Origin of the sequence: Youhaiella tibetensis (genome assembly GCF_008000755.1) — a bacterium.
Taxonomy (GTDB): Bacteria; Pseudomonadota; Alphaproteobacteria; order Rhizobiales; family Devosiaceae; genus Paradevosia; species Paradevosia tibetensis.
Genome location: NZ_CP041690.1, coordinates 2,080,733 through 2,107,339, shown reverse-complemented (window position 1 = coordinate 2,107,339; position 26,607 = coordinate 2,080,733). Strand labels below are relative to the sequence as shown.

The following is a 26,607-nucleotide window of genomic DNA, read 5'->3' as shown; positions in this document are numbered from 1 at the left end:
GGCCGTTGTCACACATTTGGATGAGGGAGACCTTCGATCTTGCCGGCAGGTCTCCCTCCCCACAAGGGGGAGGGAAGCGCACCCCGGTCCGCTTTTCCCCCACCTCAAAACCTTCTACTCCTTGCCGGACTCCAGGAAGAATCGTGCCCAGACCTTCGACCCTCGATCCGCTGTTCCGTTCGCTTCACTCCCTCAAGGGCGTGGGCCCGCACCTGTCCGCCCTGCTCACGCGCTTCTTCGGCGCCCCGGACGGGCAGGAAGCCATCGCGCTCGACGTGCTCATGCACATGCCGTCCGGCGTCGTCGACCGGCGCAAGATGGTGGGTGTCGCCAATACCTGGATGGGCGGCACGGTCACGCTGAAACTCCATGTCGACCGCCACATCGTGCCCCCGCGTGGCCGCAAGGGCATTCCCCACCGGGTCCTCGCCCATGACGAGACCGGGGACATCCAGCTCATCTTCTTTCGTTCGGAGGGCGGCTGGATCGAGAAGGCCCTGCCGGTCGGCGAGGAGCGCTACGTCTCGGGCCAGATCGGCTTCTTTAACGGCGAAAAGCAGATCACCCACCCCGACTACATCGTCGAGCCCGACAAGTTCGCGACCCTGCCGCTGGTCGAGCCGGTCTATCCGCTCACCCAGGGGCTTTCCTCCAAGGCGCTGACCAAGGTCGTTCGTCAGGTCGTGGAAACCGTCCCCGAGCTCGATGACTGGATCCCGCAGGCGACGCGCGACCGTTTCAAGTGGCCGAGCTTCCGCGAGGCCATGGGCAAGGTGCACATGCCCCAGGAACCCGAGGATGGGGACCTCATGGGCCCTGCCCGCCAGCGGCTGGCCTATGACGAATACCTCGCCGGCCAGTTGACGCTGCAGCTCGTGCGCAGCCAGCTCGTGGCGGCGCGCGGCGTCTCGCGCGCCTTTACCGGCGAGATCACGTCACGGATCGAGGCCGCCCTGCCCTTTTCGATGACGGATGGCCAAAGGCAGGCCGTTGCCGATATCAGGGAGGACCTGGCCTCTTCCAACCGCATGTCGCGCCTGCTCCAGGGCGATGTCGGCGCCGGCAAGACGGTGGTCGCACTAATGGCCATGGCGGCGCTGGCGGAATCGGGCGCGCAATCGACGTTGATGGCCCCCACCGAGTTGCTTGCCGCCCAGCACTTCCGAACGCTCAAGCCCCTGGCCGATGCCGCGGGACTGGGCATCGTGCTCCTCACCGGCAAGATGCCCGCCGCCGAGCGCCGTGCGGCCCTGGCGGGGCTCGCCAGTGGCGCCACCAGCATTGCGGTGGGTACGCATGCCCTCTTCCAGTCCGGCGTCGAATTCGCCGATCTCGGCCTCACCGTGGTGGATGAACAGCACCGGTTCGGCGTCCATCAGCGCTTGGCCCTCTCGGAAAAGGGCAGGCACACCGATCTGCTGGTGATGACCGCCACGCCCATTCCACGCACCCTCGTCCTCACCCATTTTGGCGACATGGCCGTTTCGATCCTGCGCGAAAAGCCCGCCGGCCGTCAGCCGATCGATACCGCCGTCCTTCCCATCTCCGAATATGGCCGGGTCGTTTCGCGCCTCCAGGCGCGGATCGCCGAGGGCGCGCAGGCGTTCTGGGTCTGCCCGCTGGTCGAGGAATCCGAGCACCTGAGCGTGGTCTCCGCTGAAGACCGCTTCGCCGAGCTCAAGAAGGTGTTTGGCGATCAGGTCGCGCTCATCCACGGCAAGCTGGGCGCGGCGGCCAAGCAGGAGATCATGACCCGGTTCGCGCGCAACGAGACCAAAATTCTCGTGGCGACGACAGTCATCGAGGTCGGCGTCGACGTTCCCAATGCCTCGATCATGATCATCGAACATGCCGAGCGCTTCGGTCTTGCCCAGCTCCACCAGTTGCGCGGGCGCGTCGGACGCGGTTCCAACCGCTCCGCCTGCCTGCTGCTCTACAAGGATCCGCTCTCGGAGACGGCACGGGCGCGCCTCGACACCATCAAGAGCACCGAGGACGGCTTCGTCATCGCCGAGCGCGACCTCGAACTGCGCGGACAGGGCGATATCCTGGGCACCCGTCAGTCGGGCATGCCCGGCTACCGCCTCGCCGTCCCGGATGCCCACCGGCATCTGCTCGATTGGGCCCATGACGACGCCAAGGCGGCGCTGGCGGGCAATCCCGGCCTCACCGGCCAGGACGGCGAAGCCCTGCGCACCCTGCTCTATCTCTTCCGGAAAGACACCGCGATCCAGCTCATCCGCGCCGGCTGACGCCGCCGCTCGCTGCTACTTCTGATCGACGAGATCCAGGTCCGTGTCGCGCCAATCCGATGAGAGCGGCGCGTCGATCCGGCAGGAAACGCCGTCCGGCTCGTAGGTCAGCTCGAAGGTTCCGTCGAGCTGGAAGACCATGCTCTCGATGAGGCGAGACCCGAAGCCCTTTCGCGCCGGAGCCACGACCGGCGGTCCACCCGCTTCGCGCCAGGAGAGCCGGAACCTTGCCTCGCCTTCGTCCTCGACGGTCCAGGTGACGCTGACGCGTCCGTCGGGCGTCGACAGCGCCCCGTACTTGGAGGCATTGGTCGCCAGCTCGTGCAGGATCAGCGCCACGGCGACCGCTGCCTTGGGCTGGAGCTTGAGCGGGGGGCCCGCCACGTCGATGCGACTGGAGGAGAACGGCGCTAGCGCGTTCTCGACCACCTGCTGCAGGCTGGCTTTCTCCCAGCCGCTGGTGGTCAGCAGGTCATGGGCCTTGGCCAGGTTGAGCAGCCGGGCCTCGAAGCTCGATCGCGACGCGTCGAGATCCTCGACATTGCGGAACGTCTGCCGGGCAATCGCAAGGACGGTGGCGAGGAGGTTCTTCACCCGGTGGTTGAGTTCGCCGACTAGGACCTTCTGCGCCTGCTCGGCGGCCTTTCGGTCGCTGATGTCGCGAGCGATCTTGGAAGCGCCGACGACCCTGCCGCGGGCGTCGTGAATGGGGGAGACCGAGAGCGAGACGTCAACAGGTCGCCCGTCCTTGTTCATGCGGACGGTCTCGTGCGGCTCGACATGTCCGCCCGCCTTGATCTGCTCGATGATGCGGGCTTCTTCGTCCAATCGGTCGGGCGGGATAAGGGCCGTTACCGACTTCCCGACGATCTCGTCACGCGCGAACCCGTAGAGCTTTTCGGCGCCATCGTTCCAGTCGGTCACCGTCAGGTCGAGGTCGATGCCCAGGATCGCGTCCTGCGAGGAGGAAACGATGGAGGCCAGCCGGTTCAGCTTGGCTTCATAGCCGACTCGATCGGTCGTTTCGCTGACAACGCAGAAGATGGCGACCACCTCGCCCTTGTCATCGCGGACGGGCGAATAGGAGATGTCGAAGAACACCGTTTCCGGTCCTGCCCCGCGCTCGATATAGAAGGCGCGGTCGCGGGCGAATACGGTTTCGCCGCTGTCGGCTACGCGCCTCAGCAGCGGCTCGAGGTCGTCCCACAGCTCGGACCAGTGCTCGCTCGCCGGGCGGCCCAGGGCCGCCGGGTGCTTGGTCCCGATGGTGGGTGCGTAGGCGTCGTTGTAGACGGCAAGGAATTCAGGCCCGCAGAACAGGACGATCTGGGCCTGGGAGGCGAGTGCGATGTCTATTGCGGCCCTTAGTTGCGATGGCCAGGATGCCATCGGGCCGAGGCTGGTGCTGGCCCAATCGAAATTGCGCACCCGGGTGGCTATTTCGCCCGGATCAGGAGCACCCGGAACACGGTCGGACATTCAGCCCCCCTTCTTGATGCACCAACTTTGGCGAGACGCTCTTCACAAGTCAATTGCGTCCCGGACCGCCTCGGCGAGACGGCGCAGCGAAACTTGGCCGGGATCGCCGCCTGGGCCCCGCAAACGTGCGCGTTCGGCTACAACAACACCGAATTTCATTCAAATTTTGATGAAATTTGAAACCGATGAACGCCATATTCCTTTGTTGAAACAGGTCGCTGCGTCGGTATCTTGATATGCTGGTTTAATCAAAGAGCCGAAGGAAGATATTACTCCTCCTCCAGCTTATGTCCGTCGATCCGCCGTTCGGCCAGGGCCTTCTCGGCATCGGTCTTCTGCTTCTCGGCCTTGGTGCGGCCGAACCTTATCCGGTTCTCCGCGGCCTGGGCTTCCTTGGCCTCTCGCTCCTTGCGCTTGCGGGCAAGCTTGAAGCTGACGATGTCCGCCATGGAAGCCCTGCTCCTTAGACCAGCCGGCTCTGCTCGATGGCGGCGGCGATGAAGCTGGCGAAGAGCGGGTGCGGCTCGAACGGCTTGCTCTTGAGCTCGGGGTGGAACTGCACGCCGATGAACCACGGGTGATCGGTGCGCTCCACGATCTCGGGCAGCTTGCCATCGGGCGAGACGCCGGAGAACAGCAGGCCGTTCTTCTCGAGCACCTTGCGGTAGTCCATGTTCACTTCATAGCGATGGCGGTGACGCTCGGAGATGTGGGTCGAGCCGTAGATATCGGCCACGCGGCTGCCGCGCACGAGCTGGGCCGGATAGGCGCCCAGGCGCATCGTGCCGCCCAGGTCGCCCTCGGCGCCCCGCGTCTCGGTGTCGTTGCCCTTGATCCATTCGGTCATCATGCCGACGACCGGTTCCTTGGTCGGGCCGAATTCGGTGGAAGACGCGTTCTTGATGCCGGCCGTGTTGCGGGCCGCCTCGATGCAGGCCATCTGCATGCCGAAGCAGATGCCGAAATACGGCACGTCCTTGAGCCGCGCGAAGCGCGCAGCCTGGATCTTGCCGGCCGAGCCGCGCTCGCCAAACCCTCCCGGCACCAGGATGCCGTGGACATGCTCGAGATAGGGCGCCGGGTCCTCGCGCTCGAAGACCTCGCTGTCGATCCACTGGATGTTGACCTTGGTACGGTTGGCGATGCCACCGTGGGTCAGGGCTTCCGAGAGCGACTTATAGGCATCCTTGAGGCCGGTATACTTGCCGACGATGGCGATGTTGACTTCGCCCTCCGGGTTATGGAGGCGGTGCGAGACTTCGGTCCAGGCCGACAGGTCCGGCGCGGGCGCATCGGTGATGCCGAAGGCGGCGAGCACTTCGTTGTCGAGGCCTTCCTTGTGGTAGGCCAGCGGCACGTCGTAGATCGATGCCACGTCCAGGCCCTGGATCACGGCGCTCTCGCGCACGTTGCAGAACAGCGAAAGCTTGCGGCGCTCGCTCTGCGGTATCGGGCGGTCGCAGCGCACCAGCAGCACGTCGGGCGCGATGCCGATCGAGCGCAGTTCCTTGACCGAGTGCTGGGTCGGCTTGGTCTTGAGTTCGCCCGCGCTCGGGATGAACGGCATCAGCGTGAGGTGGACATAGACCGCGTGATGGCGCGGCAGGTCGTTGCCGAGCTGGCGGATGGCTTCGAAGAACGGCAGGCCTTCGATATCGCCCACAGTGCCGCCGATCTCGACGAGCACGAAGTCATAGTCTTCGTTGCCTTCGATGACGAAATTCTTGATGGCGTCGGTCACGTGCGGGATCACCTGCACGGTGGCGCCCAGGTAGTCGCCCCGCCGCTCCTTGGCGATGATGTCCGAGTAGATGCGGCCGGTGGTGATGTTGTCCTGCTTGTTGGCGGCACGCCCGGTGAAGCGCTCGTAGTGTCCCAGGTCTAGGTCCGTCTCGGCGCCGTCGTCGGTGACGAACACCTCGCCGTGCTGGGTCGGCGACATCGTGCCCGGATCGACGTTGAGATAGGGGTCCAGCTTGCGCAAGCGGACCTTGTAGCCACGGGCCTGCAACACCGCGCCCAGTGCCGCGGATGCCAGACCTTTACCCAACGAGGAGACCACGCCTCCGGTGATGAAAACGTACCGAGCCATGGGCTTTCACCTTACACTTTTTCGCATCGATTCGAAGAGCCCCTAAGCTGCGACTTTCGGAGCCCACACAAAAAGAAGAAGGGGATGTCTCCATCCCCTTTTTCCGTCACGCCATTTCGGCGGTTTAGTTCGTTGTCGTCTGGCCGCCGCCGGTGCTGGCGGGTTCCGCCGGGGTCGCCGCCGGAGCCGCGTCGCTCGAAGCGGCGGGGGTGGTCGTCTCGGTCGTGGTCGCCGGCGCCGTCGTTTCGGGCGCAGCCGGGGTCGTGGTGTCAGCCGGCGCAGCCGGGGTGGTCGTGGCGTCGGCGGCAGGCGCAGCCGGCACGGCCAGGTCGGGCGTATCGGTCGAGGCCGGAGCGGCAGGCGTCGTCGTCGCCGGCGCGGCCGGGGTGCCCGAGGTATCGCCCTGAAGCTGGTTGAGCGCGTCGAGCACGCTGGTCGGCTGGCTGGTGTTGCCGTCCGTGGTCTGCTGGGCCCGGTCGAGAATGCTCTGCGAACCGCGATCGAGTTCGGCCAGGATCGTCAGGCCGATGGCCATGGCGAAGAAAAGGGTCGCCAGGATCGCGGTGGTGCGGGTGAGAAGGTTTGCCGAGCCGCGCGCGGTCATGAACTGGTTCGAGCCGCCGCCAATCCCGAGTGCGCCGCCTTCGGAGCGCTGCAGCAGGATCACTGCGATCAGCGCGATCACGATCAGCAAATAGGCAACAATCAGGACAGTGGCCATGAGGAGTCAGTCTCGAAACTTTTGCAAAAGATGCGCGGTCATACACGGACCGTCCGGCAAATACCAGACGGAACGCACGTGTTTTTCACGCTCGCTCGGAACGTTATGCCGCTGAGATAATGGCGAAGAAGTCATTCGCCAAGAGGGAAGCGCCACCGACGAGGCCGCCATTGACGTTTTCCACTGCGAGAATCTCCTTGGCATTGGCCGGCTTGAGCGAGCCGCCATAGAGAATCCTGATCGTCTGCCCCCGCGCCCCGAACCGCTCGACCAGCAGGCGGCGGATGCCGGCATGCATCTGGGCGATATCGGCATTGGTCGGGGTGAGACCGGTGCCGATGGCCCAGACGGGCTCGTAGGCGATCACGATCTCGGCTTCGGAAGCCATGTCGGGCACCGAGCCCTCCAACTGCCCCGCCACGATGGCATCGGCCTTGCCCGCTTCGCGTTCGGCGCGGGTCTCTCCGACGCAGATGATCGGCACGAGCCCCGCAGCAATCCCCGCCTGGGCCTTGGCGCGCACCTGCGCGTCTGTCTCCGCATGGTCGGCGCGCCGCTCGCTGTGTCCCACGATGACATAGGCCGCGCCGGCATCCTTGAGCATCAGCGCGCTGATGTCGCCGGTGTGGGCGCCGTTGGGCGAAGCATGGCAGTCCTGGCCGCCGGTGGCGATGCCGCTCACCGCGCCCTTCTCGCTCATGGCGGCGAGTAGCGTTGCGGGCGGGCAGATGGCGACGAGGGCGTTGCGGTTCTCGAGCGTTGCGAGCTTATCCCCAAGCGCCTGAAACTCGTTCATCTGCGCCTGCAAACCGTTCATTTTCCAGTTGCCCGCGATCAGGGGGGTGATGTCGCTCGCCATGCGCTTTGCTCCTCGCCTCTTGCGCCTTACGTCTTATTGTCTTACCCCGCCTTGCGGCTGCGGGTTTTGCCTGTCTATTATCCGCCGCCCAAAGCCAAGGCCAGCCCTGAACTGGCAATAAAGAACTTCGATCCGGAACGACACCACATGCTCGACAGTTTGCGTAGCTTCTCCAAGACCTTCATCGCCAAGGTCTTCTTTGCCGTTCTGATTGTGAGTTTCGCCGCCTTCGGCATCAGCAACGTCATCACCAACCTGGGCTCGACCACCGTCGCCCGCGTGGGTGATGAGGACATCTCGACCCGCGACTTCCAGCGCGCCTACCAGCAGCAGCTCCAGATGGTCGCGCAGCAGATCGGTCAGGTGCCGACGCCCGATCAGGCCAACCAGCTCGGCGTGCCCGGCATGACGCTCTCGCGCCTCTCGTCCGATGCCGCCGTCAACCAGTTGGCCAACCAGTTCGGCCTTGGCGTTTCCGAAGACAAACTCGCCGAACTCGTCCGCAACGACCCGAGCTTCGGCGGCACGCTCGGCGGCTTCAACCGCCAGATGTTCGTGCAGGTTCTGGCCCAGAACGGCTTTACCGAGAGCGAGTACCTGGCCATGCAGAGCAAGGTGGCGCGCCGCCAGCAGCTGGCCACGGGCCTGTTCGGCGACACCGAGGTTCCCGACGCCGCCCTTTCGATCATCAACCACTACATGGGCGACAAGCGCACGGTCGACTATTTCGTGCTGAACTCGACCTCCCTTCCCCCGGTTGCCGAGCCGACCGAGGACGACCTGACCGCGTATCTCAAGGACCACCAGTCCGAGTTCCGGACCAAGGAGACGCGCACCGTCGATCTCCTGGTGCTGTCGCCCGAGACGCTCGCTGCTACCAAGACGCCGACCGACGAGGAAATCGCGGCCGAATACGAGCGCACCAAGGATAGCCTGACCAAGGCCGAGCAGCGCACGATCGTGCAGGCCGTGCTGCCCGACGACGCGGCAGTCAAGGCCTTCACCGACGGCAAGGCGGCGGGTAAGAGCTTTGAGGACATCCTCAAGGAAACGCAGATCACCCCCACGGTCATCGGCACCCTGTCCAAGCCGCAGGTCACCGACCCTGCCCTAGCCGAAGCCGCCTTCGGGCTCGCCAAGGCGGGCGACTTCGTGCTGATACCGGGCATCCAGGGCCAGCAGCGCGCGATCTCGGTCAGCGACATTGTCGCGGGCGGTACGCTCTCGCTCGCCGAAGCCAAGGACCAGGTGGCCAAGAACCTAGCGTTGAGCCAGGCCAAGGCCGAATATGGCGATGTGCTCGACCAGGTCGAGGAGTTGCGCGCCACGCTCCAGCCGCTCACCCAGATTGCCGAGCGCTTCAAGCTGCCGCTGGTCCATCTCGACCTCACGCCCGGCGCTCCCCAGCTTTCGACGGTTTCGGGCCTTCTCGAGGGTGATGCCGCCAAGATCGGCCAGACCATCTTTGCCGCCGAGGCCAACAAGCTCACCCCGTCCATCTCGCTGGCTGCCAACCGCAATGCCTGGTTCGACCTGAGCAAGATCGAACCGGCGCGCGACCAGACGCTGGCCGAGGTTCACGATGCCGTGGCCGAGGCCTGGACCAACGAGAAGACCGAGCAGGCTCTCGCTGACGAATCCGTCAAGATCCTGGCCCAGCTCGACGCCGGCACGTCGATCGCCGATATCGCTGCCTCGCTCAACCAGTTCCCCGAAGTCTCCGCTCCGCTCGACCGGCAGGGCGACGGCACGCCGGTGTTCAACGCGCAGGTCGCCAACGCCATCTTCGATGGTGGTCCGGATCATCACGGGACCGTCAAGAATGCCGATGGCGACTATGTGGTATTCAAGGTTTCCGAGGTCACTCCGGCTTCGGGCGACCTCGACCCGCGCATCAAGACCGCCGTCGAGGACGCCGCGCGCAACGCCCTTTACGGCGAGTTCGTCAGCGGCGTGCGCGACCAGGCCGGCGTGCATATCAACCAGGCAGCCCTCAACCAGCTCCTGAGCACGAGCGTAACGCAGTAAGATGGGCGACGACTTCTATCAGCGCTTTGCGAGCCGGTACGACGAGGGCTTCGCCCAGATCGTGTTCCGGCGGGTCGTCGCCGATCTCGAGACGCCGATCGGCACCTATCTCAAGCTGGCCGACGGACGTCGCAATACGTTCCTGCTCGAATCCGTTCAGGACGGTTCGACCAAGGGGCGGTATTCGATCATCGGGCTGCAGCCCGACCTGATCCTCAAGGTGGAGAAGGGCAAGGCCCTGCTCAACCGAGATGCCGGCCACAACCCGGACAATTTCGTCCCGGTCGACAAGCCGCCGCTCGACGTGCTGCGCGAGTTGGTCCGCGAATCCCAGATCGACGTGCCCGAGGGCCTGTCCAATACGGCCGCCGGCATCCATGGATACATGGGCTACGACATGGTCCGGCAGATGGAAGTGCTGCCCGACAACAATCCGGATACGATGGGCCTGCCCGACGCCATCCTGATGCGTCCCTCGGTCCTGGCCATCTTCGATACCCTCAAGGATGAGCTCTACCTCACCGCCCCGGTCTACCCTCGCGCCTCGGTATCGGCGCGACAGGCGTTCGAATCGGCCAACCTGCGCATTGACGACGCCACGCAGCGCCTCTCTCGCGCGCTGCCGGTGGTCGGCGACCTGCCTGAGGTCGAGAGCATCGAGGTCACGAGCAACACGAGCCGCGACGAGTATTTCGCGATGGTCGAGACGGCCAAGGAGTACATCCGGGCCGGCGACATCTTCCAGGTCGTGATCTCGCAGCGCTTCGAGGCCGACTTCACACTGCCGGCGACTGCGCTCTACCGCGCCCTGCGCCGCACCAATCCCTCCCCCTACATGTATTTCCTCGATTTCGACGGCTTCTCGGTCGCCGGATCGAGCCCGGAAATACTGGTCAAGGTGGACAAGGGCGAAGTCACCATCCGCCCGATCGCCGGCACGCGCAAGCGCGGAGCGACGCCCACGCGCGACAAGGAACTGGCCGACGAACTGCTCAGCGACCCCAAGGAACTGGCAGAGCACCTGATGCTGCTCGACCTGGGCCGGAACGACGTCGGCCGCGTTTCCCAGATTGGCTCGGTCAAGGTCACCGACAAGTTCTTCCTCGAGTACTACTCGCACGTCATGCACATCGTTTCGAACGTCGTGGGAGTGCTCGATCCCAAATACGATTTCATCGACGCGCTTTCGGCCGGCTTCCCGGCGGGCACGGTCTCGGGAGCGCCCAAGGTGCGCGCCATGGAGATCATCGATGAGCTCGAAAAGGAGCGCCGTGGTATCTATGGCGGCTGCGTCGGCTATTTCGGCGCCGACGGCAACATGGACACCTGCATCGTCCTGCGCACGGCGATCCTGACCAACGGCAAGCTCTATGTTCAGGCGGGCGCCGGGATCGTTGCCGACAGCAAGCCGGAGCTCGAGCAGCTCGAATGCGAAAACAAGGCCCGCGCCCTGTTCTTCGCCGCCGAAGAGGCGCTACGCTATGCGGGCGAAGCGAGGATCGGGCAGTGAGGAACGCACGCGCCCACCTCATTCCTCACCCCTGCCCGCGATGGCGGGCCTTCATGGATATTTCGACGTCGCTCTGAACCCGAAATCACCTCCGGGCAGGTGCTGCATGGCCCTTGTGCCTATCGCGCGCTAAAGTCCGGACAGGAGAAAAGCCATGGAACTCCTCGTTATCGATAACTACGACAGCTTCACCTACAACCTCGTCCAGTTCCTGGGCGATCTGGGCGCCGATTCCACGGTGCGCCGGAACGACAAGATCACGCTCGAAGAGATCGCGGCGCTCGCGCCCGAGGCAATCGTGCTGTCACCCGGCCCTGGCACGCCCGACGACGCCGGCATCTGTCTTTCGGTCATCGACCGCTTCGGCGGCACCATCCCCATGCTGGGCGTGTGCCTGGGCCATCAGGCCATCGGCCAGGCCATGGGGGGCGACGTCATTCGCGCGCCGCACCTGATGCACGGCAAGACCAGCCCGATCTCGCACGAAGGCAAGGGTATCTTCCGAGGCCTCAACTCTGGCTTCGAAGCCACCCGCTACCACTCCCTGATCGTCAAGCCGGAGACGCTCCCGGGCGTACTCGAGGTCACCGCGCGCACGGATGACGGACTCATCATGGGGCTGCAGCACCGCACCAAGCCCATACACGGCGTCCAGTTCCACCCCGAGAGCATCGCCTCCGAGAACGGTCATGCGCTGCTGCAGAACTTCCTAAACATTGCGCGCGACTTCAATGTCGCCAGCGCAGCGTGACCGGCGAAAAAGGGGGATCCGTCGTGGAAATCAAGGCAGCACTGAACAAGATCGCAACAGGCCGTGACCTTTCGGGAGAGGAAATGCGCGGACTGATGAATTCCATCATGTCCGGGGAGGCTACGCCTTCCCAGCTCGGGGCCTTCCTGATGGGGATGCGCGTCAAGGGCGAGACCGTGGTCGAGATCGCGGCCGCAGTCTCGATCATGCGCGAAAGGATGATACCGGTCGAGGCGCCCGAGGGCGCCATCGACATCGTGGGTACAGGCGGCGATGGCGCCGGCACGCTCAACATCTCGACCGCCAGCGCTTTCGTGGTGGCATCGGCGGGCGTACCGGTAGCCAAGCACGGCAACCGGGCGCTTTCCTCGAAGTCCGGTTCCGCCGAGGCCATCCAGGCGTTGGGGGTCAAGATCGACTCCACGCCCGAAGAGATCGCGCGCAACATCCGCGAAACCGGTCTCGGCTTCATGTTCGCGCCGGCGCATCATCCGGCCATGAAGCATGTCGGGCCTACCCGGGTCGAGTTGGGCACGCGCACGATGTTCAACCTCCTGGGTCCCCAGTCCAATCCGGCAGGCGTCCGCCGCTATCTGCTCGGCGTTTTCGCCGAGGAATGGGTCGAACCGGTTGCCGCCGCGCTCCTGGCCAACCGGGCCATCAAGGCCTGGGTCGTGCATGGCAGCGACGGACTGGACGAAATCACCATCACCGGCCCTACCCATGTGGCGCAGATTGCGGGCGGCAGCCTGACGACTTTCATGATTTCGCCCGAGGATGTGGGCTTACGCACCGCCACGCTCGCCGAACTCAAGGGCGGCGATCCGCAGGAGAATGCCGAGGCGCTCCGCGCGCTGCTCGAAGGCGCGCAGGGCCCCTATCGCGATATCGTGCTCTTCAACTCGGGTGCCGCATTGCTGGTCGCCGACAGGGTCGAGGACCTACGGGACGGCATTGCGCTGGCCGCCCACCAGATCGACACGGGCGCGGCCAAGGCCACGCTTGATAAACTCATCGCCGTCTCAAACGGACAAGCCTGATGACCGATATCCTTCAGCAGATCGAAGCCTATAAGCGCGAAGAAATCGCCGCCGCCAAGGCCATGCGCCCATGGAACGAAGTGGTCGCCATGGCCCATGACCAACCCGCGCCCCGCGGGTTCCTCAAGGCTCTCAAGGCCAAGCGTGCCGCAGGCGAGTTCGGGCTGATTGCCGAGGTCAAGAAGGCGAGCCCCTCCAAGGGGCTCATCCGGCCCGATTTCAACCCGGCCGAGATCGCGCGCGCCTACCAGCAGGGCGGCGCCACCTGCCTGTCCGTTCTGACCGACCGCCCCTCGTTCCAGGGATCGGCGAATTACCTCATCGAAGCACGGGCGGCGGTTACGCTGCCCGTGCTCCGCAAGGACTTCCTGTTCGAGACCTACCAGGTAGCCGAGGCCCGGGCGATGGGCGCAGACTGCATCCTCGTGATCATGGCCGCCGTCGGGGACGACACGGCGCGCTATCTGCTCGATGCCGCCAAGGAATGGGGTATGGATGCGCTGGTTGAGGTGCACGACCAGGTCGAGCTCGACCGGGCCCTGACCCTCGATGCCGAAATGATCGGCATCAACAACCGCAACCTGCGGACCTTCGAGACGACCCTGCAGACCTCGATGAACCTGGCAGTCGGCGTTCCCGCCGGCAAGCTCCTGGTCTCGGAGAGCGGCATCGTCGATCACGCCCATGTCGAGGAACTCCGCGACGCCGGCATCACCACCTTCCTCGTGGGCGAAAGCCTTATGCGGCAGACAGACGTAGTGGCGGCAACGCGTATGTTGCTAGAGGGCGCGGAGGTCGCCTGACATGTCCTCCAGCCTTACGCATCTCAACGAAAACGGCGAGGCCCACATGGTCGACGTCGGTGGCAAGGACTCGACCCGCCGCCGCGCGGTTGCACGCGCTGTCCTAGAGGCACAGCCGGAAACGGTTGAAGCCATCTTGGGTGGCGCGCTCAAGAAGGGCGATGCCCTGGCCGTGGCGCGCATCGCGGGCATCATGGCGGCCAAGAAGACGTCCGAGCTGATCCCGCTCTGCCACCCGATCGCCCTCACCAAGGTCGAGGTCGAGATCGTGGGAGAAGGCGTAGCCCTGGCGATCACCGCCACCGCCGAGACCACTGGGCAGACCGGGGTCGAAATGGAGGCGCTCACTGCCGCTTCGGTCGCCGCGCTTACCCTTTATGACATGGCCAAGGCGCTCGACCGCGGCATGACCATCACCGGCGTGCAACTGGTCGAGAAGAGCGGCGGCAAGTCCGGCGATTATCGGCGCGAGAGATGAGCCTGCTTCCCGTCGAGCAGGCGCTCGAACAGATCTTTTCGCGCATACCTGCACCCACCCCGGAAACGGTGCCGTTGGCAGAAGCCAACGGACGCACGCTCGTGGCTCCGCTCCTGGCGGCCCATAGTCAGCCCCCTTTCAACGCCAGCGCCATGGACGGCTATGCCGTTCGCGCCGCCGATTTCGCCGAGGACGCGACGCGTTCGGTGCAATTGGTTGGCGTTTCCCAGGCCGGACACGGGTTCGCCGGCACGCTGCAACCCGGCCAGGCCGTCCGCATCTTTACCGGCGCTCCGGTTCCGCGAGGAGCCGACTGCGTGATCATGCAGGAACTGGCGACGGCATCGGACGGCGCGGTCAAGTTCTCCGAACGCCCGACGGCGGGGCGCTCGATCCGTCCGACCGGCAACGACTTCCGTTCCGGCGCCGAACTGCTCGCGATCGGCACGAGGCTGACTCCCTATTCGCTGGCACTCGCCGCGGCCGCCAACGCCCCAACGCTGACCGTCGCCAGGCGTCCGGCGATTTCCGTTCTCGCGACCGGGGACGAGCTCGTCCTGCCCGGCGCCGCGCTCGCCCCGGACCAGATCGTCGCCTCCAATTCATTCGGCCTTATTCCCTTGCTGGCCCCATTCGCCAGCCAGGTTCGCGACCTCGGGATAGCGCGTGACGATGCCTCGGTTCTTGCCACCAGCCTCGAGCAGGCCCTCGCTGCCGATATCGTGGTCGCGACAGGCGGCGCCAGCGTAGGCGATCACGACATCGTTCAGGACGTGCTCAAGGACCTCGGGGTCGAGATCGACTTCTGGCGCATCAACATGCGCCCCGGCAAGCCGCTCATGTTCGGCACCCGGGGCAGCACGCTCGTCTTCGGTTTGCCCGGCAACCCGGTGTCGGCCATGGTGACGGCGACCGTCTTCCTCCTACCGGCACTCCGGCGCTGGCTGGGCGATGCCAATCCGCTCGGGGCACGCCTCTTGCTGCCCCTCGCCGAACCCCTGCCCGCCAATACGGCCCGCCGGCACTTCCAGCGTGCCACCATCGAAACGTCGGGGACGGGGGTGACGCAGGTCCGCCCGATCTCGGAGACCGACAGCGGTCACACCTCGTCCCTGGCGCGGGCGCAAGCGCTGATCGTTCAGCCGGAGAACGATCCGGGGCAGCCGGCCGGCGCCACCGTCGAAGTCATCCCGCTCTAGACCTTCGTGGCGCCAGCAGCGATCATGTCCGCGCCGGATCAGTGGAGCGCGACATGGCCGATATCCTGGGACCCGATTGGGACGCGCGCGTCATCCCCTTGCCTCCCGACGCGGAAGGTCCGGTTGTAGCGACCCTGGTTCATCGCCCCGGCCCGCCCGCCCACCGTCGGGCGGTCCTCTATGTGCATGGCTTTGTCGACTATTTCTTCCAGACCCACCTGGCCCGGGAGTGGGAGCAGCGAAGATATAGCTTCTACGCGCTCGACCTGCGCAAGTATGGTCGATCCCTCCTGCCGCACCAGACGCCGAACTTCTGCCTCGACCTGGCCGAATACGACGGGGACCTCGACGCGGCCATCTCGGTCCTGCGCGACGAGTTCGGCCACGACGTCGTGGTCCTCATGGCGCATTCGACGGGCGGTCTCATCGCGAGCCTCTGGGCCAACAAGCGGCGCAAGGCCAACCCCATCGATGCGCTCGTGCTCAACAGCCCGTGGTTCGATCTGAACGGCACGCGCTTCGAGCGGACGCTGGGCACGTGGTTCGTCAATGCGGTGGGCGCGATGGCGCCGCGATTGGGCGTCAGCGATCTGGGCGATCATTATGGCCGGAGCCTGCACGTCTCGACCGGGGGTAAATGGGACTACGATCTCGACCTCAAGCCTCTCAACGGCTTCCCGGTCCTTGCCGGGTGGGTTCGAGCAATCCGCCTCGGCCATGCCGAGCTCCACCGGGGGCTGGATATCGCCTGCCCGGCGCTCGTGTGCACCTCGACTGCCAGTGGCCCCAACCGGCGCTGGCATGCCGCCATCGACAGGACGGACAGCGTCCTCAACGTGGCCGACATCGCCGCCCAGTCCATAAAACTGGGCCGCATCGTCACCCTGGTGCGGATCGAGAACGGCATCCACGACCTGACGCTATCCAGCGAGCCCGCACGCTCCCGGTTCTTCTCGGAGGTTTTCCGCTGGGCGGAGGCCTATGTTCCAGGAGAAAGACGTCCCTGAAGCTCGCGCTCAGAGGGCGCCGGACGACATCCGGTTCGTCAACGTGCCGGTAGCGAATGCGATCGTCGCTGCCGCGATGAGGGAATCGCTGTGTGCGGTTGCCTTCGAGAGGCGCGCCTGCAGCAGTCCGGTCTGGGCGATGCTCACGTCGGCGAGAGTCCCGAGGCCGTTCTTGTAGTAGTCGAGCGCAGCGTCATAAGTGGTTTGTGCCGCGTTGGTCAGCTCGGTTGCCGCGGCATAGCCCGCAAGGCTCGTCCGCAGCAGGTCATAGCCGACGACGATCTGCTGGGCAGCAGCGTTCTGAAGCGCGGCAAGATCCTGCTCGGAAGCAGCCGCCTGCGCCATGGCCGCCTGCAGCCGCGCATCACGCAGGCCACCATCGAAGATGGGAATGGAGATGCCCACAAGCAGGTTGGCGTTGGGCTGGTTGCTCTGGAGATGGGCGAGCTGACCGAAGCGGCTGTCCTCTACATCGAGCGAAGCGGCGAGCCGGTTGACGCTGCCGGTCAGGGCCACCTTGGGGAGGAACTCGGCACGGGCTGCGGCAATGCCGCTCTGGTCGGCGCGGTACTTGGCGAAGGCGGCCTGCACATCGGGCCGGCGCTGCAACGACGCCTCGATCAACCGGTTGAGATCCTGCGGCACGGCTCGCGGAAGTCGGCGGCCACTGGCATCCTGGACCCGAATGGTAATGGTGGGCGAGACCCCCATGGCCTGCAGCAGCGCCAGGTAGGCGCTACGCTCATGGCCCTGCGACTGGGTGAGGCCAAACTGGGCCTGCGCCACCTGCTGCTTAGCCTGTGCGACCTCGATCGTCGTCGCGACGCCGGTCTTCAGCCGCGCCTCGGCCGCCGACAGCACGGTCTGGGTGTTGGCGAGCGTCTCGCGCGCGATGCTGAGCTGCACGCGCGCCGAAGAAAGGCTGAAAAAGGCACTGCTGACATCGAAGATCAGTTTCTGGTGGGCGCCGTTGAAGGTGACGTTGGCAGCGTAGGAAAGGTCCTTCGCCGCCGCGTTGGCGGCGTCGCGCCCGCCAAAGTCGAAGAGCAGCCATTGGACGGCCAGGGACGGCAGCACCTGCGCGCCGGTCGTGGTCAGTGTGCCAGGGGGAACGGTGATGAGCGGCCCGTCGATGCCGGGCGCGGTGGTCGAGGTCTGCTGGACGCCGGCAAGGACATTGGCGGAGAGAACCGGCAGGTAGGCCGCCTCTGTCACGCCGACGGCTATGGCCGCCTGGCGCGCGCGTTCCCAGCTCGCGCGAGTCACCGGATTGCTCAACTGGGCGATGTCGATGAGTTCGGGCAACGTGTAGGTGTGCTTGGCGTCGAGTTGCGGCGTCGCGATGGCAATCGGCATGGCGGCGTCCTGGGCCAGGCCGAAATCGGGCGCGCCGCCAGCAGTCTGGGTCTGGTGACCGGGTGTCTGGAATGGGGTCTGGGCGCTGGCCGGAGCAAATTTCATAGCCGATGACGTGCAGCCCGCCAGCAGCGTCGCCCCCAGCGCCGCCGCAAGGGCTCCACGAAGACCCGCAGCCATCAAACTACCGCCGGAAAGCAGGTTGCCCCAACCCGCGCGCCGGGCCCCACGCCCAACAAGACCCATGTTACGCCGCCTTTACATCTGCCATTCGCGCGATCCGGGCGTCGATCTGCCGGTAGAGACGCAGTCGCGAAACCATCTGCGCGCGGACGGCTGCCGGAAGCCGCCTGCCCTGTTCTCCCGCCTGCCTCCTGGCGCGGTTGAACGCGACTTCCACGTCCCTTAGGGCGTCGCCCCATATCGGAGGCTCGGATGCCCAACGCCCGTTCTTTATATCCGAAGCCCGGGTATCCAACCACTGCGCAACGGCGTTTTCGAACCGAACCGTTGCAGCTTTCACATACCTGGGCATACCGCGCGGAGCAGCTCCATCGCGTGAAAGCAGAAAAACCGGCGCCGACAATGCACTGATATCGCTGAGCAACGCCTCAGCTTCGTCCGGTGCGATCTCTGTCTTCTTGACCCGCTCGGCCTCGAACATCAAAAGCTCGGTGCCGCTTTCGGCCGTCTTGACCGCTGTGTGGAAGTCGGCGGCCTGCTGGCCTAAATCCTTCTCGCCGCGCAACAGACCGGTCAACGCAGTGCTGGCCTTGGCAAGGGCGCCTCTCACGTTGCCCCCCACGCTCACCGGCCAGATGGTTGAGAACACCAGGCTCACCACCACGTTGCCGAAGAGAATGCCGATGATGCGGTTCGTGGCGACGCCGAAATCGACGCTCGGTCCAAACCCGCCCAGCGTGCAGAGAAAGAATGCGAGCGCCGCCTGCCAGCCCATGTAGGAAATGCGTTCGGACCCGTTTGCGATCCAGGCGGCAATCAGGCTGCCACAGCCGACCAGCACCATCAGGTGGCCGATATCGGTCATGTGCGGAACGAAGACGATCATCGCTCCCACGCCCATGGCAGCGCCGATGAGACACCCGAGGATGCGCAGGGTGAGCTTGTGGATGGTTTCGCCGGTCGTCCCGAGCGCCACATAAAAGCACGTGATCATCGCCGTATGGATCTCGAACCAGTCCAGCGCGGTATAGGTGATGTAGCAGATCATCACCGCCAGCAGGGTCTTCAGGGCGAACTGGGTGTAGCGCGGGTTGTGGAACGCGTCCGGCGCCAGCAGCGGCTCCGCGGGCGCCTTGGAGGGGGGCGGCGGCGCGTAGCCCTGCCAGAGGGTTGCTGCCAGCCGCCCGACGATCGCCTCCATGCCCGACGTCGCGGCTCCTGCTCGCGGAACGATCGTGAGCAACTCGCGGTCGCGTACAACGACCGCGTAGCGACCGAGCTCGTCCGCGAGCACGGGATCGGGGGCCGCGCCTTCCTGGCTTCGCGCCAAAGCCACGGCCAGGGCGCGGTAGGAGAGATCGATCAATTCGCCCTCCCGGTAGCTCTCCTCCTTGCTGGTCAGCGACAGCAGCCGCGCCATGCGCTGGTAGGTGGAGGCCTTTGCGTTGCCATCGCCAAGGAGGGCGTGGGCGGTAGGAACCGCGTTGGGAGTGTTTCGAAGCAAAGCCGCGGCCGCGTCGAGCCGGTCTGCGAGGGTGGCTCGCAACAGGCGAGCCGGGCTCCTCGGGGCGACCACGTTCAGCAACACCAGAAAGAACATCGGGAAGAAGACGACTACCCACATCCAGGTGAGCGCCCGGGTGAGGAGTTCGGCTACGGGGATGATGTCGTAAAGCGTCATCACGAAGGCAAAGACGAAGCCCACGGTGCCCGCCATCGACCCAAGCCGGCTGGCCTGGGAGAAGTACATGCCGCCGAAGGTGAAGGCCGCAATGAACGCGAGCCTGAGGAACGGCGAATCCGCCGAGATCATCAGGAACAACACCCCCAGCAATATGCCGACGGAAGCCGCCACGATCAGGCCGAGACCGATCAGGATGCCTGACCCCGAGTTGTCCTTTGATGCGAAAAAGATGAGGTAGCACGAGAGCGCGGCCTCGGGCACGTGGTTGGCCATGGCCACCACCGTAACCAGCACGCAAAGCACCGCCATCCGTATCGAAAGGTCGAGCCGCCCCGGATAGGGCTGCAGTTCGTCCCAGACGATCCTGGCGAAGCTCGGTCTAGTGGGCGGTCGATACAGCATCGGTTTCGCTCGGGGGCTGGCCGACGATGACGATGGCGGTCGAGCCGATGCGCATCAGGTCCGCCGGCGGATCGTGGAGCTTGACGTAGACCGGGAAACGCTTGGCCACCTTCACCCAGTTGAGGGAACTGGAAACGATCGGCAGCCCGAGGATATTGGCCGATTCCTCCGACCGCACACCCCAACCGATGCTTTCGACCTCTCCCTGGATGCGCCGCGATCGGTCCGCCATCACGAAGACATCGGCCCGGCTGCCGAGACGGATGGCGTCGAGTTCGGTTTCGCGGAAGAAGGCCACCGCCTCCCAACCGGAAGTGTCGATCAGCGTGAAGATGGACTGGGCCGTTATCACATACTCGCCGGATGCCATCTCGAGCCCCGTCACCTTCCCGTCGAACGGCGCGCGCACGGTCGTGTTGTCGAGATCGCGCTGCGCAAGGGCCACCGTCGCCTCGGCCACGTCGACCTGGGCCTTGCGGGTATCGAGCGTGCCGATGACCTGTGTCGCGCCCTGCGACTGCTGGAGCGCCTGGTCAAGACTGACCTGTGCGTCGCTATAGGCGGTTCGCGCCTGGTCCACCTGCTGGGCCGTCACGTATCCCTTTGGCAGGAGCGGCTCTAGGCGCTCCAGGGTCTGCCGGGCGAGTTCGGCATTGAAGCGCGCGCGTTCGATCTGTTTGGCGGCGACATCGGCGTTGCTTTGGGCCGTAGCAATATTGCGCCCGCCCTGCTCGACCTCGGACTGGGCGGCACGCAGCTCGGCCTGCGCCTGGTCGAGGCGAAGCTGATAGGGCTGCGGATCGATCTGGAAGAGCACGTCGCCCTTTTTGACGCTCGCATTGTTCTGGACGGCGATCGAAACGATGCGACCGGGAACCGTGGGCGAAACGTGGATTGTGGGTGCCGAGATCTCGGCGACGTCGGTTCGCGGCGAGCTGTTGATCTCGTTGAGCGAGAAATAGATGCCCACGACCGCCGCTACGAAACTGACCACGGCAATGACGAGGCCAATCAGCCTCTTGATGACATGCCCGCCGTTCATTGCGGAATTCCGCCGAACCAGAGGAACCAGAAGCCGGTACCCCCACCAATCGCCATACACAGATAGACCAGCAATGGCAGTGGAAGATACCCGTCGATATCGAGAATGATCAGCAATTGCCGCGCGATGACGGCGAAGACCACACCAAGAACCGCGCAGATGATCCAGGCTGGAAAGAACGAGCCAAATATTGCGATCGAGGGCGCCGAAGGCTCCGAACTACAAGCTCCGAGCATGCTCGCGAAAAGTAGCGCCATGCCTAGTCGTGGTAGGCGCGCCGCAAACACGCGGCTCACGGATACTGGTTGCACTTGACGCTCCGCACACTCGAAATCGCCCGTCAGGGGCGGCTTCCGGCCAGAGATCGACCCAAATTCCCGGTCCCGTCAAGCGTTTCGGCGGCACATGAAGGGGTGCGATAACGGCTTCTTCACCGTTTTGTTGCAGAACATAACTGGAACACATATAACAAGTTCAGTCTTTGTTCTGATTCTGTTGGGGCCGCCGATGCTGACGCGCAAGCAACACGAACTGCTCATGTTCATCCACGAACGGATGAAGGAAACCGGCATCCCGCCCTCGTTCGACGAGATGAAGGATGCGCTCGACCTGGCGTCCAAGTCCGGTATCCATCGCCTGATCACGGCGCTTGAGGAGCGTGGTTTCATTCGCCGCCTGCCCAACCGGGCGCGAGCGCTCGAAGTCATCAAGCTTCCGGATTCGATGAACCCGTCGCTTGGCGGGCGCAAGGCGCGGTTCGAGCCCAATGTCATCGAGGGCAACCTTGGCAAGGTTTCAGCGCCCCCGCCTCGGACGGAACTGGTGTCGGTCGCCGAAAGTGGCCGGCCTGTTGCAGTGCCGGTGATGGGACGTATCGCAGCCGGCACCCCGATCGAGGCCATCCAGACCCATAGCCACACCATTGCCGTGCCGCCCGAGATGCTCGGGCCGGGTGAGCACTATGCGCTCGAAGTGCGCGGCGATTCCATGATCGAGGCCGGCATCTTCGACGGCGACACCGTACTGATCAAGAAGCAGGACTCAGCCGGAACCGGCGAGATCGTCGTGGCTCTCGTCGATGATGAAGAGGCTACTCTCAAGCGCCTGCGCCGCAAGGGTAATTCGGTCGCTCTCGAGGCCGCCAACCCGGCTTACGAAACCCGCATCTTCGGCCCCGACCGAGTGAAGGTACAGGGTCGGCTGGTCGGCCTGCTGCGCAAGTACTGAGCGTTCCGCTCCGAAATTGAAACGCCGCCGCCGGGGAGATCCGGCGGCGGCGCTGTTTTGTGCCGGCGTCAGTGGTTGTCGCGGGGCAGCCCGGCGGTCTGGGCCAGGCGCTGGTAGTTGACGGCGGGACGGAGAACGGCGCCGCTGCCGAGCTGGTCGACGATGCCGCGCTGAATCTCCTGCCAGGGCGTCTGGTTCTTGGGATACTGGTAGCCGCCATTGGCTGCCAGTTCCTGGCGACGCTGAGCGATTTCCTCGTCGGAGATGAGGATATTGGCAGCGCCGGTGTTGAGATCGATCCGCACGCGGTCCCCGGTGCGCAGGATGGCGAGGTTGCCGCCCGCAGCCGCTTCCGGAGAAGCGTTGAGGATCGAGGGCGAGCCCGAAGTACCTGACTGGCGCCCGTCGCCAATGCAGGGAAGCGAAGTCACGCCCTGCTTGATGAGGTACGCAGGCGGCCGCATGTTGACGACTTCGGCAGCACCCGGATAGCCGATGGGGCCGGCGCCGCGCATGAAGAGCAGCGTGAACTCATCGATTGCCAGTGCCGGATCGTCGATGCGGTGGTGGTAGTCCTCCGGACCGTCGAAGACTACAGCCCTGCCCTCGAAAGCATTGGGGCTGGCTGGGTTGTTCAGGTAACGATCGCGGAATTCCTGGCTGATGACGCTGGTCTTCATGATGGCGTTGTCGAAGAGATTGCCACCGAGAACCAGGAAGCCAGCCTCCGCCTTGAGCGGATTGTCGAACTTGCGGATGACCTTGTCATCCTGGATCGGCGTGTCGCGGCAGTTCTCGCCGATGCTCTTGCCGTTCACGGTCGGTGCGTTTTCCGCGATGAGGCCCTGCCCCATCAACTCGTTGACCACTGCCGGCACGCCGCCGGCATGATAGTAGTCTTCGCCAAGATATTCACCGGCCGGCTGCAGGTTCACCAGCAGCGGCACCTGATGGCCTTCCTTCTGCCAATCGGAGATATCGAGTTCGACACCGATGTGACGCGCGATGGCGTTGATGTGGATCGGCGCGTTGGTCGACCCACCAATGGCCGAGTTGACCACGATCGCGTTGTGGAAGTTGTCGCGCGTCAGGATATCGGAGGGCTTGAGGTCTTCGTGCACCATCTCGACGATGCGCTTGCCGGTGCGATAGGCCATTTCCTGGCGGTCGCGATACGGTGCGGGGATGGCGGCGGAACCCGGCAGCTGCATGCCCAAGGCCTCGGCCAGCGAATTCATCGTGGTCGCGGTGCCCATGGTGTTGCAATAGCCGGTCGAGGGCGCCGACGAAGCCACCAGGTCGATGAACTGCTTATAGTCGATCTCGCCCTTCGCCATCATCTGGCGGGCCTTCCAGACGATGGTGCCCGAGCCCGTTCGCTCCCCACGGAAGTAGCCGTTGAGCATGGGGCCGACCGAAAGAGCGATCGCCGGAATGTTGACCGTTGCCGCGCCCATGAGCATGGCCGGCGTGGTCTTGTCGCAGCCGATCGTCAGCACGACGCCATCGAGCGGATAGCCGTAGAGCACTTCGACGAGGCCGAGATAGGCGAGGTTGCGGTCGAGCCCTGCGGTCGGTCGCTTGCCGGTTTCCTGGATTGGATGCACCGGAAATTCGATGGCGATGCCGCCCGCTTCGCGGATGCCCTCGCGCACGCGCTCGGCCAGAACGATGTGGTGGCGGTTGCAGGGCGACAGGTCCGAACCGGTCTGGGCAATGCCGATGATGGGTTTGCCCGATTGCAGCTCTTCGCGCGAGATGCCGAAATTGAGATAGCGCTCCAGGTAGAGCGCGGTCATGTCCGGGTTGTCCGGATTGTCAAACCAGGCGCGCGAACGCAGCTTGTTGCCGGCACCGTTCGCGCCGTTGTTCCCCGTCATCGTAAAGTTCCTCCGCCCGCGCCTTGCGGCACGTATATCAATGCGAGGCTCGTTATAGAACATCGTCCGGGAAAGTGTGCGGGAAAACACTCCGGCAAATGGAAAGTTTTGTACGGTTTCAAACACTGGGCTGGAAGTCGCCGCAGTGATCGGGTTAGGTACGGCCCGCGCGCCTGCAACCCTGGCACGGCGCCAGGGAGGAATTGACTTGGGTATGGACGTGGCCGAGTGGATCGCGGTGGATTGGGGAACCTCCAACCTGCGGGCCTGGGGTATTGCCAGTGACGGCAACGTCACGTTTTCGCGCAGTTCGGACCGGGGCATGGGCAAGCTGGGCCGCGAGGATTATCCGGGCGTGCTGGCAGGGCTTCTCGAAGGCGTCGATCCGAGCAGCGGCGATGTCGTGATCTGCGGAATGGCTGGCGCCCGCCAGGGCTGGATCGAGGCTCCTTACCTCGACGCTCCGGCCGACCTGGCTGGCCTGATCTTCAGCGCCGTCCGCCCTGAAATGTCCGACAGTGCCCTCCAACCACGCATCCTTCCCGGAGTCTGCCTCAAGGCACCCGGCGCCGAGGACGTGATGCGCGGGGAAGAAACCCAGCTGCTCGGACTCTCGGCGCTCGTTCCTGGATTTTCCGGCCTGGTCATCATGCCGGGGACGCATTCGAAATGGGCCACGCTCAGCGGCACCCGCGTCGAGCGTTTCACGACCGTGATGACCGGCGAACTCTTCGAAGTACTAAAGACGCATTCGGTGCTGCGCCACTCCCTGCAGGGGGAGCTTGACGGTCCCGGGCGCGACGAGGGTTTCGATGCGGGTCTTTCGATGGGTCTTGATGCCCCCGAGCGCCTCACAGCGACGCTCTTCAAGGTCCGGGCGGGCTCCCTGCTTTCCGGGCGCGGGCCCGACTGGTGCGCAGGCTTCCTTTCGGGCCTTCTCATCGGAGCGGAAATCGGAGGCCAGCGAGACTGGATCGCCGGAGCTGAAGTGCCGCTTATCGGCAGCACGGGTCTCTGCGCCCTCTATGCCAGGGCACTTTCCCGGATCGGCATCGCCGGCCGGGTCGTTGATGCCACCGACGCCACCATTGCCGGACTAAAGACTGCCAGAAAGGCTCTAGCATGACTGAACGCAGGGAAATCATCGCCATTCTGCGCGGCATCACGCCCAACGAGAGCGTGGATGTCTGCCGGGCGCTGATCGAAGCCGGGATCACTATGATCGAGGTGCCCCTCAATTCGCCCGACGCCGTGCGCAGCATCGAGCTGGCCGTCGATGCGTTCCAGCATGATGCCATGATCGGGGCCGGCACCGTGCTTTCCCGGCGTGATGTCCAGGCAGTTGCCGAGGTCGGAGGTACGTTCATCGTTTCCCCCGACGCCAACCGCAAGGTGATCGAGGAAACCGTCCGGCTCACGCTCAAATCCTATCCCGGCGTCTTCACCCCGACCGAAGCCTTCAAGGCCATTCGCGCTGGCGCCACCGGGCTCAAGTTCTTCCCGGCCGAAGTGCTCGGGGCCAAGGGCATAAAGGCAATCAAGGCGGTGCTGCCGTCGACCATGCCTGTCTACGCAGTCGGAGGGGCGAACCCCGACAATTTCGGCGAGTTCTTTGCCGTGGGTTGCACCGGCTTCGGCCTGGGCACCTTCCTCTACAAACCCGGCCGCGCCGCCGCCGAAGTGGGCGAGAAGGCGCGCGAAGCCGTTGCTGCCTATGACCGGAGCAAGGCGCAATGAGCAAGGACAAGGCCGAACTCTTCATCGATTGCCGGTGCGAGCTTGGCGAGGGGCCGTTCTGGAACCGGTTCAACGACCGGCTCTACTGGTTCGACATCCTCAACAACACGCTTCTGAGCGCCGATGCGAGCGGAGAAATCCTCGAGCGCTTCACGTTCGATGACCGCGCCACGGCCGCCGCGATGATTGATGCGAACCGTCTCGCGGTCGCAACGGCGGGAGCCCTTGTCGAGCTCGATCTCGATCTTGGCACCAAGCGCTTCATCGCTTCGCTTGAGGCCGACAAGGTCGGCAACCGTCCCAATGACAGCCGCGTCCACCCCGCCGGCGGCTTCTGGATCGGGACGATGAGCCGCAAGGGCGACGACGGTCCGGAGATGGGCGCGGTCTATCAGTATCGCGACGGCCAGGTCGAACTGCTTTTCGATCGCATCACGATCCCGAACTCGATCTGCTTCTCCCCCGATGGGCGCACCGCCTATTTCACCGATACGCCGACAAAGCGCATTCTTAAGCGCTCCATCGATCCGGCGACCGGTGGGCCGATCGGCGAATGGTCGCTGTTTGCCGAGGTCGATCGCGGCTTCCCCGATGGCTCCGTCGTGGATTCGGAAGGCTACCTCTGGAACGCACGCTGGGAAGGGCATTGCGTGGTCCGCCACGCGCCCGACGGATCGATCGACCGGATCGTCGAGGTTCCCACCAGCCGCGTCACGTGCCCCGCCTTTGGCGGTCCGGACCTCAAGACCCTCTACATCACTACGGCCCGAGAACATATGTCGGCCGAAGAACTGGCGGCAGATGTCCATGCCGGCGGCATCTTTGCGCTCGACGTCGATGTTCCCGGCCTGCCTGAACCCCTGATCAAGCTCTGAAA

At 64.7% G+C, this 26,607-nt stretch carries 23 protein-coding genes; 13 read left to right on the top strand and 10 right to left on the bottom strand.

What is annotated here, in order from left to right; genetic code table 11:
• Positions 1-143: 143 nt before the first annotated feature.
• Positions 144-2,252, top strand: coding sequence for an ATP-dependent DNA helicase RecG (gene recG / locus FNA67_RS10235; RefSeq protein ID WP_244616599.1), 2,109 nt, complete (start codon positions 144-146; stop codon positions 2,250-2,252).
• A 15-nt stretch (positions 2,253-2,267) separates the two neighbouring features.
• On the opposite strand, the gene FNA67_RS10230 is transcribed toward recG, so the two are convergent.
• The 5 genes from FNA67_RS10230 to tpiA form a co-directional block, all read right to left on the bottom strand.
• A complete protein-coding gene (locus FNA67_RS10230) occupies positions 2,268-3,731 on the bottom strand; it encodes a sensor histidine kinase (RefSeq protein ID WP_147655964.1) in 1,464 nt (487 codons plus the stop codon).
• A 269-nt stretch (positions 3,732-4,000) separates the two neighbouring features.
• On the bottom strand, positions 4,001-4,180 hold the full coding sequence (locus tag FNA67_RS10225) for a DUF4169 family protein (protein ID WP_147655963.1): 180 nt from the start codon (positions 4,178-4,180) through the stop codon (positions 4,001-4,003).
• Between the two features lie 14 nt (positions 4,181-4,194).
• The gene (locus tag FNA67_RS10220) at positions 4,195-5,823 is read right to left on the bottom strand and encodes a CTP synthase (protein ID WP_049705020.1); all 1,629 of its coding nucleotides are present in this window, start codon (positions 5,821-5,823) and stop codon (positions 4,195-4,197) included.
• 124 nt (positions 5,824-5,947) lie between these two features.
• Positions 5,948-6,544, bottom strand: coding sequence for a preprotein translocase subunit SecG (gene secG, locus FNA67_RS10215; protein ID WP_049705019.1), 597 nt, complete (start codon positions 6,542-6,544; stop codon positions 5,948-5,950).
• Positions 6,545-6,647: 103 nt separating this feature from the next.
• Entirely contained in the window at positions 6,648-7,403 is a 756-nt protein-coding gene (gene tpiA, locus FNA67_RS10210; RefSeq protein WP_147655962.1) for a triose-phosphate isomerase, read from the bottom strand.
• Between the two features lie 147 nt (positions 7,404-7,550).
• On the opposite strand from tpiA, the gene FNA67_RS10205 reads away from it, so the two are divergent.
• The 8 genes from FNA67_RS10205 to FNA67_RS10170 all read left to right on the top strand — a co-directional run bounded on the left by FNA67_RS10205 (position 7,551) and on the right by FNA67_RS10170 (position 16,219).
• Positions 7,551-9,431 (top strand): peptidylprolyl isomerase, encoded by a 1,881-nt coding sequence (locus FNA67_RS10205; protein ID WP_147655961.1) that lies wholly within the window; start codon positions 7,551-7,553, stop codon positions 9,429-9,431.
• 1 nt (position 9,432) lies between these two features.
• Positions 9,433-10,941 (top strand): anthranilate synthase component I, encoded by a 1,509-nt coding sequence (trpE, locus tag FNA67_RS10200; protein WP_147655960.1) that lies wholly within the window; start codon positions 9,433-9,435, stop codon positions 10,939-10,941.
• A 154-nt stretch (positions 10,942-11,095) separates the two neighbouring features.
• Positions 11,096-11,692 (top strand): anthranilate synthase component II, encoded by a 597-nt coding sequence (locus FNA67_RS10195; protein WP_147655959.1) that lies wholly within the window; start codon positions 11,096-11,098, stop codon positions 11,690-11,692.
• A complete protein-coding gene (trpD, locus tag FNA67_RS10190) occupies positions 11,689-12,732 on the top strand; it encodes an anthranilate phosphoribosyltransferase (RefSeq protein ID WP_280176985.1) in 1,044 nt (347 codons plus the stop codon). The genes FNA67_RS10195 and trpD overlap by 4 nt, the downstream gene beginning before the upstream one ends.
• Positions 12,729-13,535, top strand: a complete 807-nt coding sequence (gene trpC, locus FNA67_RS10185) for an indole-3-glycerol phosphate synthase TrpC (RefSeq protein ID WP_174851698.1) — start codon at positions 12,729-12,731, stop codon at positions 13,533-13,535. Before trpD ends, trpC begins: the two co-directional genes overlap by 4 nt.
• 1 nt (position 13,536) lies before the next feature.
• Positions 13,537-14,013: a cyclic pyranopterin monophosphate synthase MoaC gene (gene moaC / locus FNA67_RS10180; protein WP_147655957.1), complete on the top strand. Its 477-nt coding sequence runs from the start codon at positions 13,537-13,539 to the stop codon at positions 14,011-14,013.
• Complete coding sequence (locus FNA67_RS10175; RefSeq protein WP_147655956.1) at positions 14,010-15,212, top strand: molybdopterin molybdotransferase MoeA; 1,203 nt, start codon at positions 14,010-14,012, stop codon at positions 15,210-15,212. Before moaC ends, FNA67_RS10175 begins: the two co-directional genes overlap by 4 nt.
• A gap of 53 nt (positions 15,213-15,265) precedes the next feature.
• On the top strand, positions 15,266-16,219 hold the full coding sequence (locus FNA67_RS10170) for an alpha/beta hydrolase (protein WP_147655955.1): 954 nt from the start codon (positions 15,266-15,268) through the stop codon (positions 16,217-16,219).
• Between the two features lie 9 nt (positions 16,220-16,228).
• On the opposite strand, the gene FNA67_RS10165 is transcribed toward FNA67_RS10170, so the two are convergent.
• From FNA67_RS10165 to FNA67_RS10150, 4 genes are all read right to left on the bottom strand, one after another.
• Positions 16,229-17,755 (bottom strand): TolC family protein, encoded by a 1,527-nt coding sequence (locus FNA67_RS10165; protein ID WP_170267284.1) that lies wholly within the window; start codon positions 17,753-17,755, stop codon positions 16,229-16,231.
• A gap of 67 nt (positions 17,756-17,822) precedes the next feature.
• Complete coding sequence (locus FNA67_RS10160) at positions 17,823-19,844, bottom strand: FUSC family protein (RefSeq protein ID WP_147655953.1); 2,022 nt, start codon at positions 19,842-19,844, stop codon at positions 17,823-17,825.
• The gene (mdtN, locus tag FNA67_RS10155; protein WP_147655952.1) at positions 19,822-20,886 is read right to left on the bottom strand and encodes a multidrug transporter subunit MdtN; all 1,065 of its coding nucleotides are present in this window, start codon (positions 20,884-20,886) and stop codon (positions 19,822-19,824) included. The genes FNA67_RS10160 and mdtN overlap by 23 nt, the downstream gene beginning before the upstream one ends.
• Positions 20,883-21,143, bottom strand: a complete 261-nt coding sequence (locus FNA67_RS10150) for a YtcA family lipoprotein (protein WP_147655951.1) — start codon at positions 21,141-21,143, stop codon at positions 20,883-20,885. Before FNA67_RS10150 ends, mdtN begins: the two co-directional genes overlap by 4 nt.
• Before the next feature lie 250 nt (positions 21,144-21,393).
• On the opposite strand from FNA67_RS10150, the gene lexA reads away from it, so the two are divergent.
• Positions 21,394-22,113, top strand: coding sequence for a transcriptional repressor LexA (gene lexA, locus FNA67_RS10145; RefSeq protein ID WP_049705007.1), 720 nt, complete (start codon positions 21,394-21,396; stop codon positions 22,111-22,113).
• Between the two features lie 68 nt (positions 22,114-22,181).
• Here the strand turns inward: lexA and FNA67_RS10140 are convergent, their stop codons facing one another.
• On the bottom strand, positions 22,182-23,993 hold the full coding sequence (locus FNA67_RS10140; RefSeq protein WP_049705006.1) for an IlvD/Edd family dehydratase: 1,812 nt from the start codon (positions 23,991-23,993) through the stop codon (positions 22,182-22,184).
• 214 nt (positions 23,994-24,207) lie between these two features.
• On the opposite strand from FNA67_RS10140, the gene FNA67_RS10135 reads away from it, so the two are divergent.
• From FNA67_RS10135 to FNA67_RS10125, 3 genes are read left to right on the top strand one after another with little or no spacing between them, the layout of a single operon-like run.
• On the top strand, positions 24,208-25,119 hold the full coding sequence (locus FNA67_RS10135) for a 2-dehydro-3-deoxygalactonokinase (protein WP_049705005.1): 912 nt from the start codon (positions 24,208-24,210) through the stop codon (positions 25,117-25,119).
• Positions 25,116-25,730, top strand: a complete 615-nt coding sequence (locus tag FNA67_RS10130; protein ID WP_147655950.1) for a 2-dehydro-3-deoxy-6-phosphogalactonate aldolase — start codon at positions 25,116-25,118, stop codon at positions 25,728-25,730. The genes FNA67_RS10135 and FNA67_RS10130 overlap by 4 nt, the downstream gene beginning before the upstream one ends.
• Positions 25,727-26,605, top strand: a complete 879-nt coding sequence (locus tag FNA67_RS10125) for an SMP-30/gluconolactonase/LRE family protein (RefSeq protein WP_147655949.1) — start codon at positions 25,727-25,729, stop codon at positions 26,603-26,605. The genes FNA67_RS10130 and FNA67_RS10125 overlap by 4 nt, the downstream gene beginning before the upstream one ends.
• Positions 26,606-26,607: the final 2 nt, after the last annotated feature.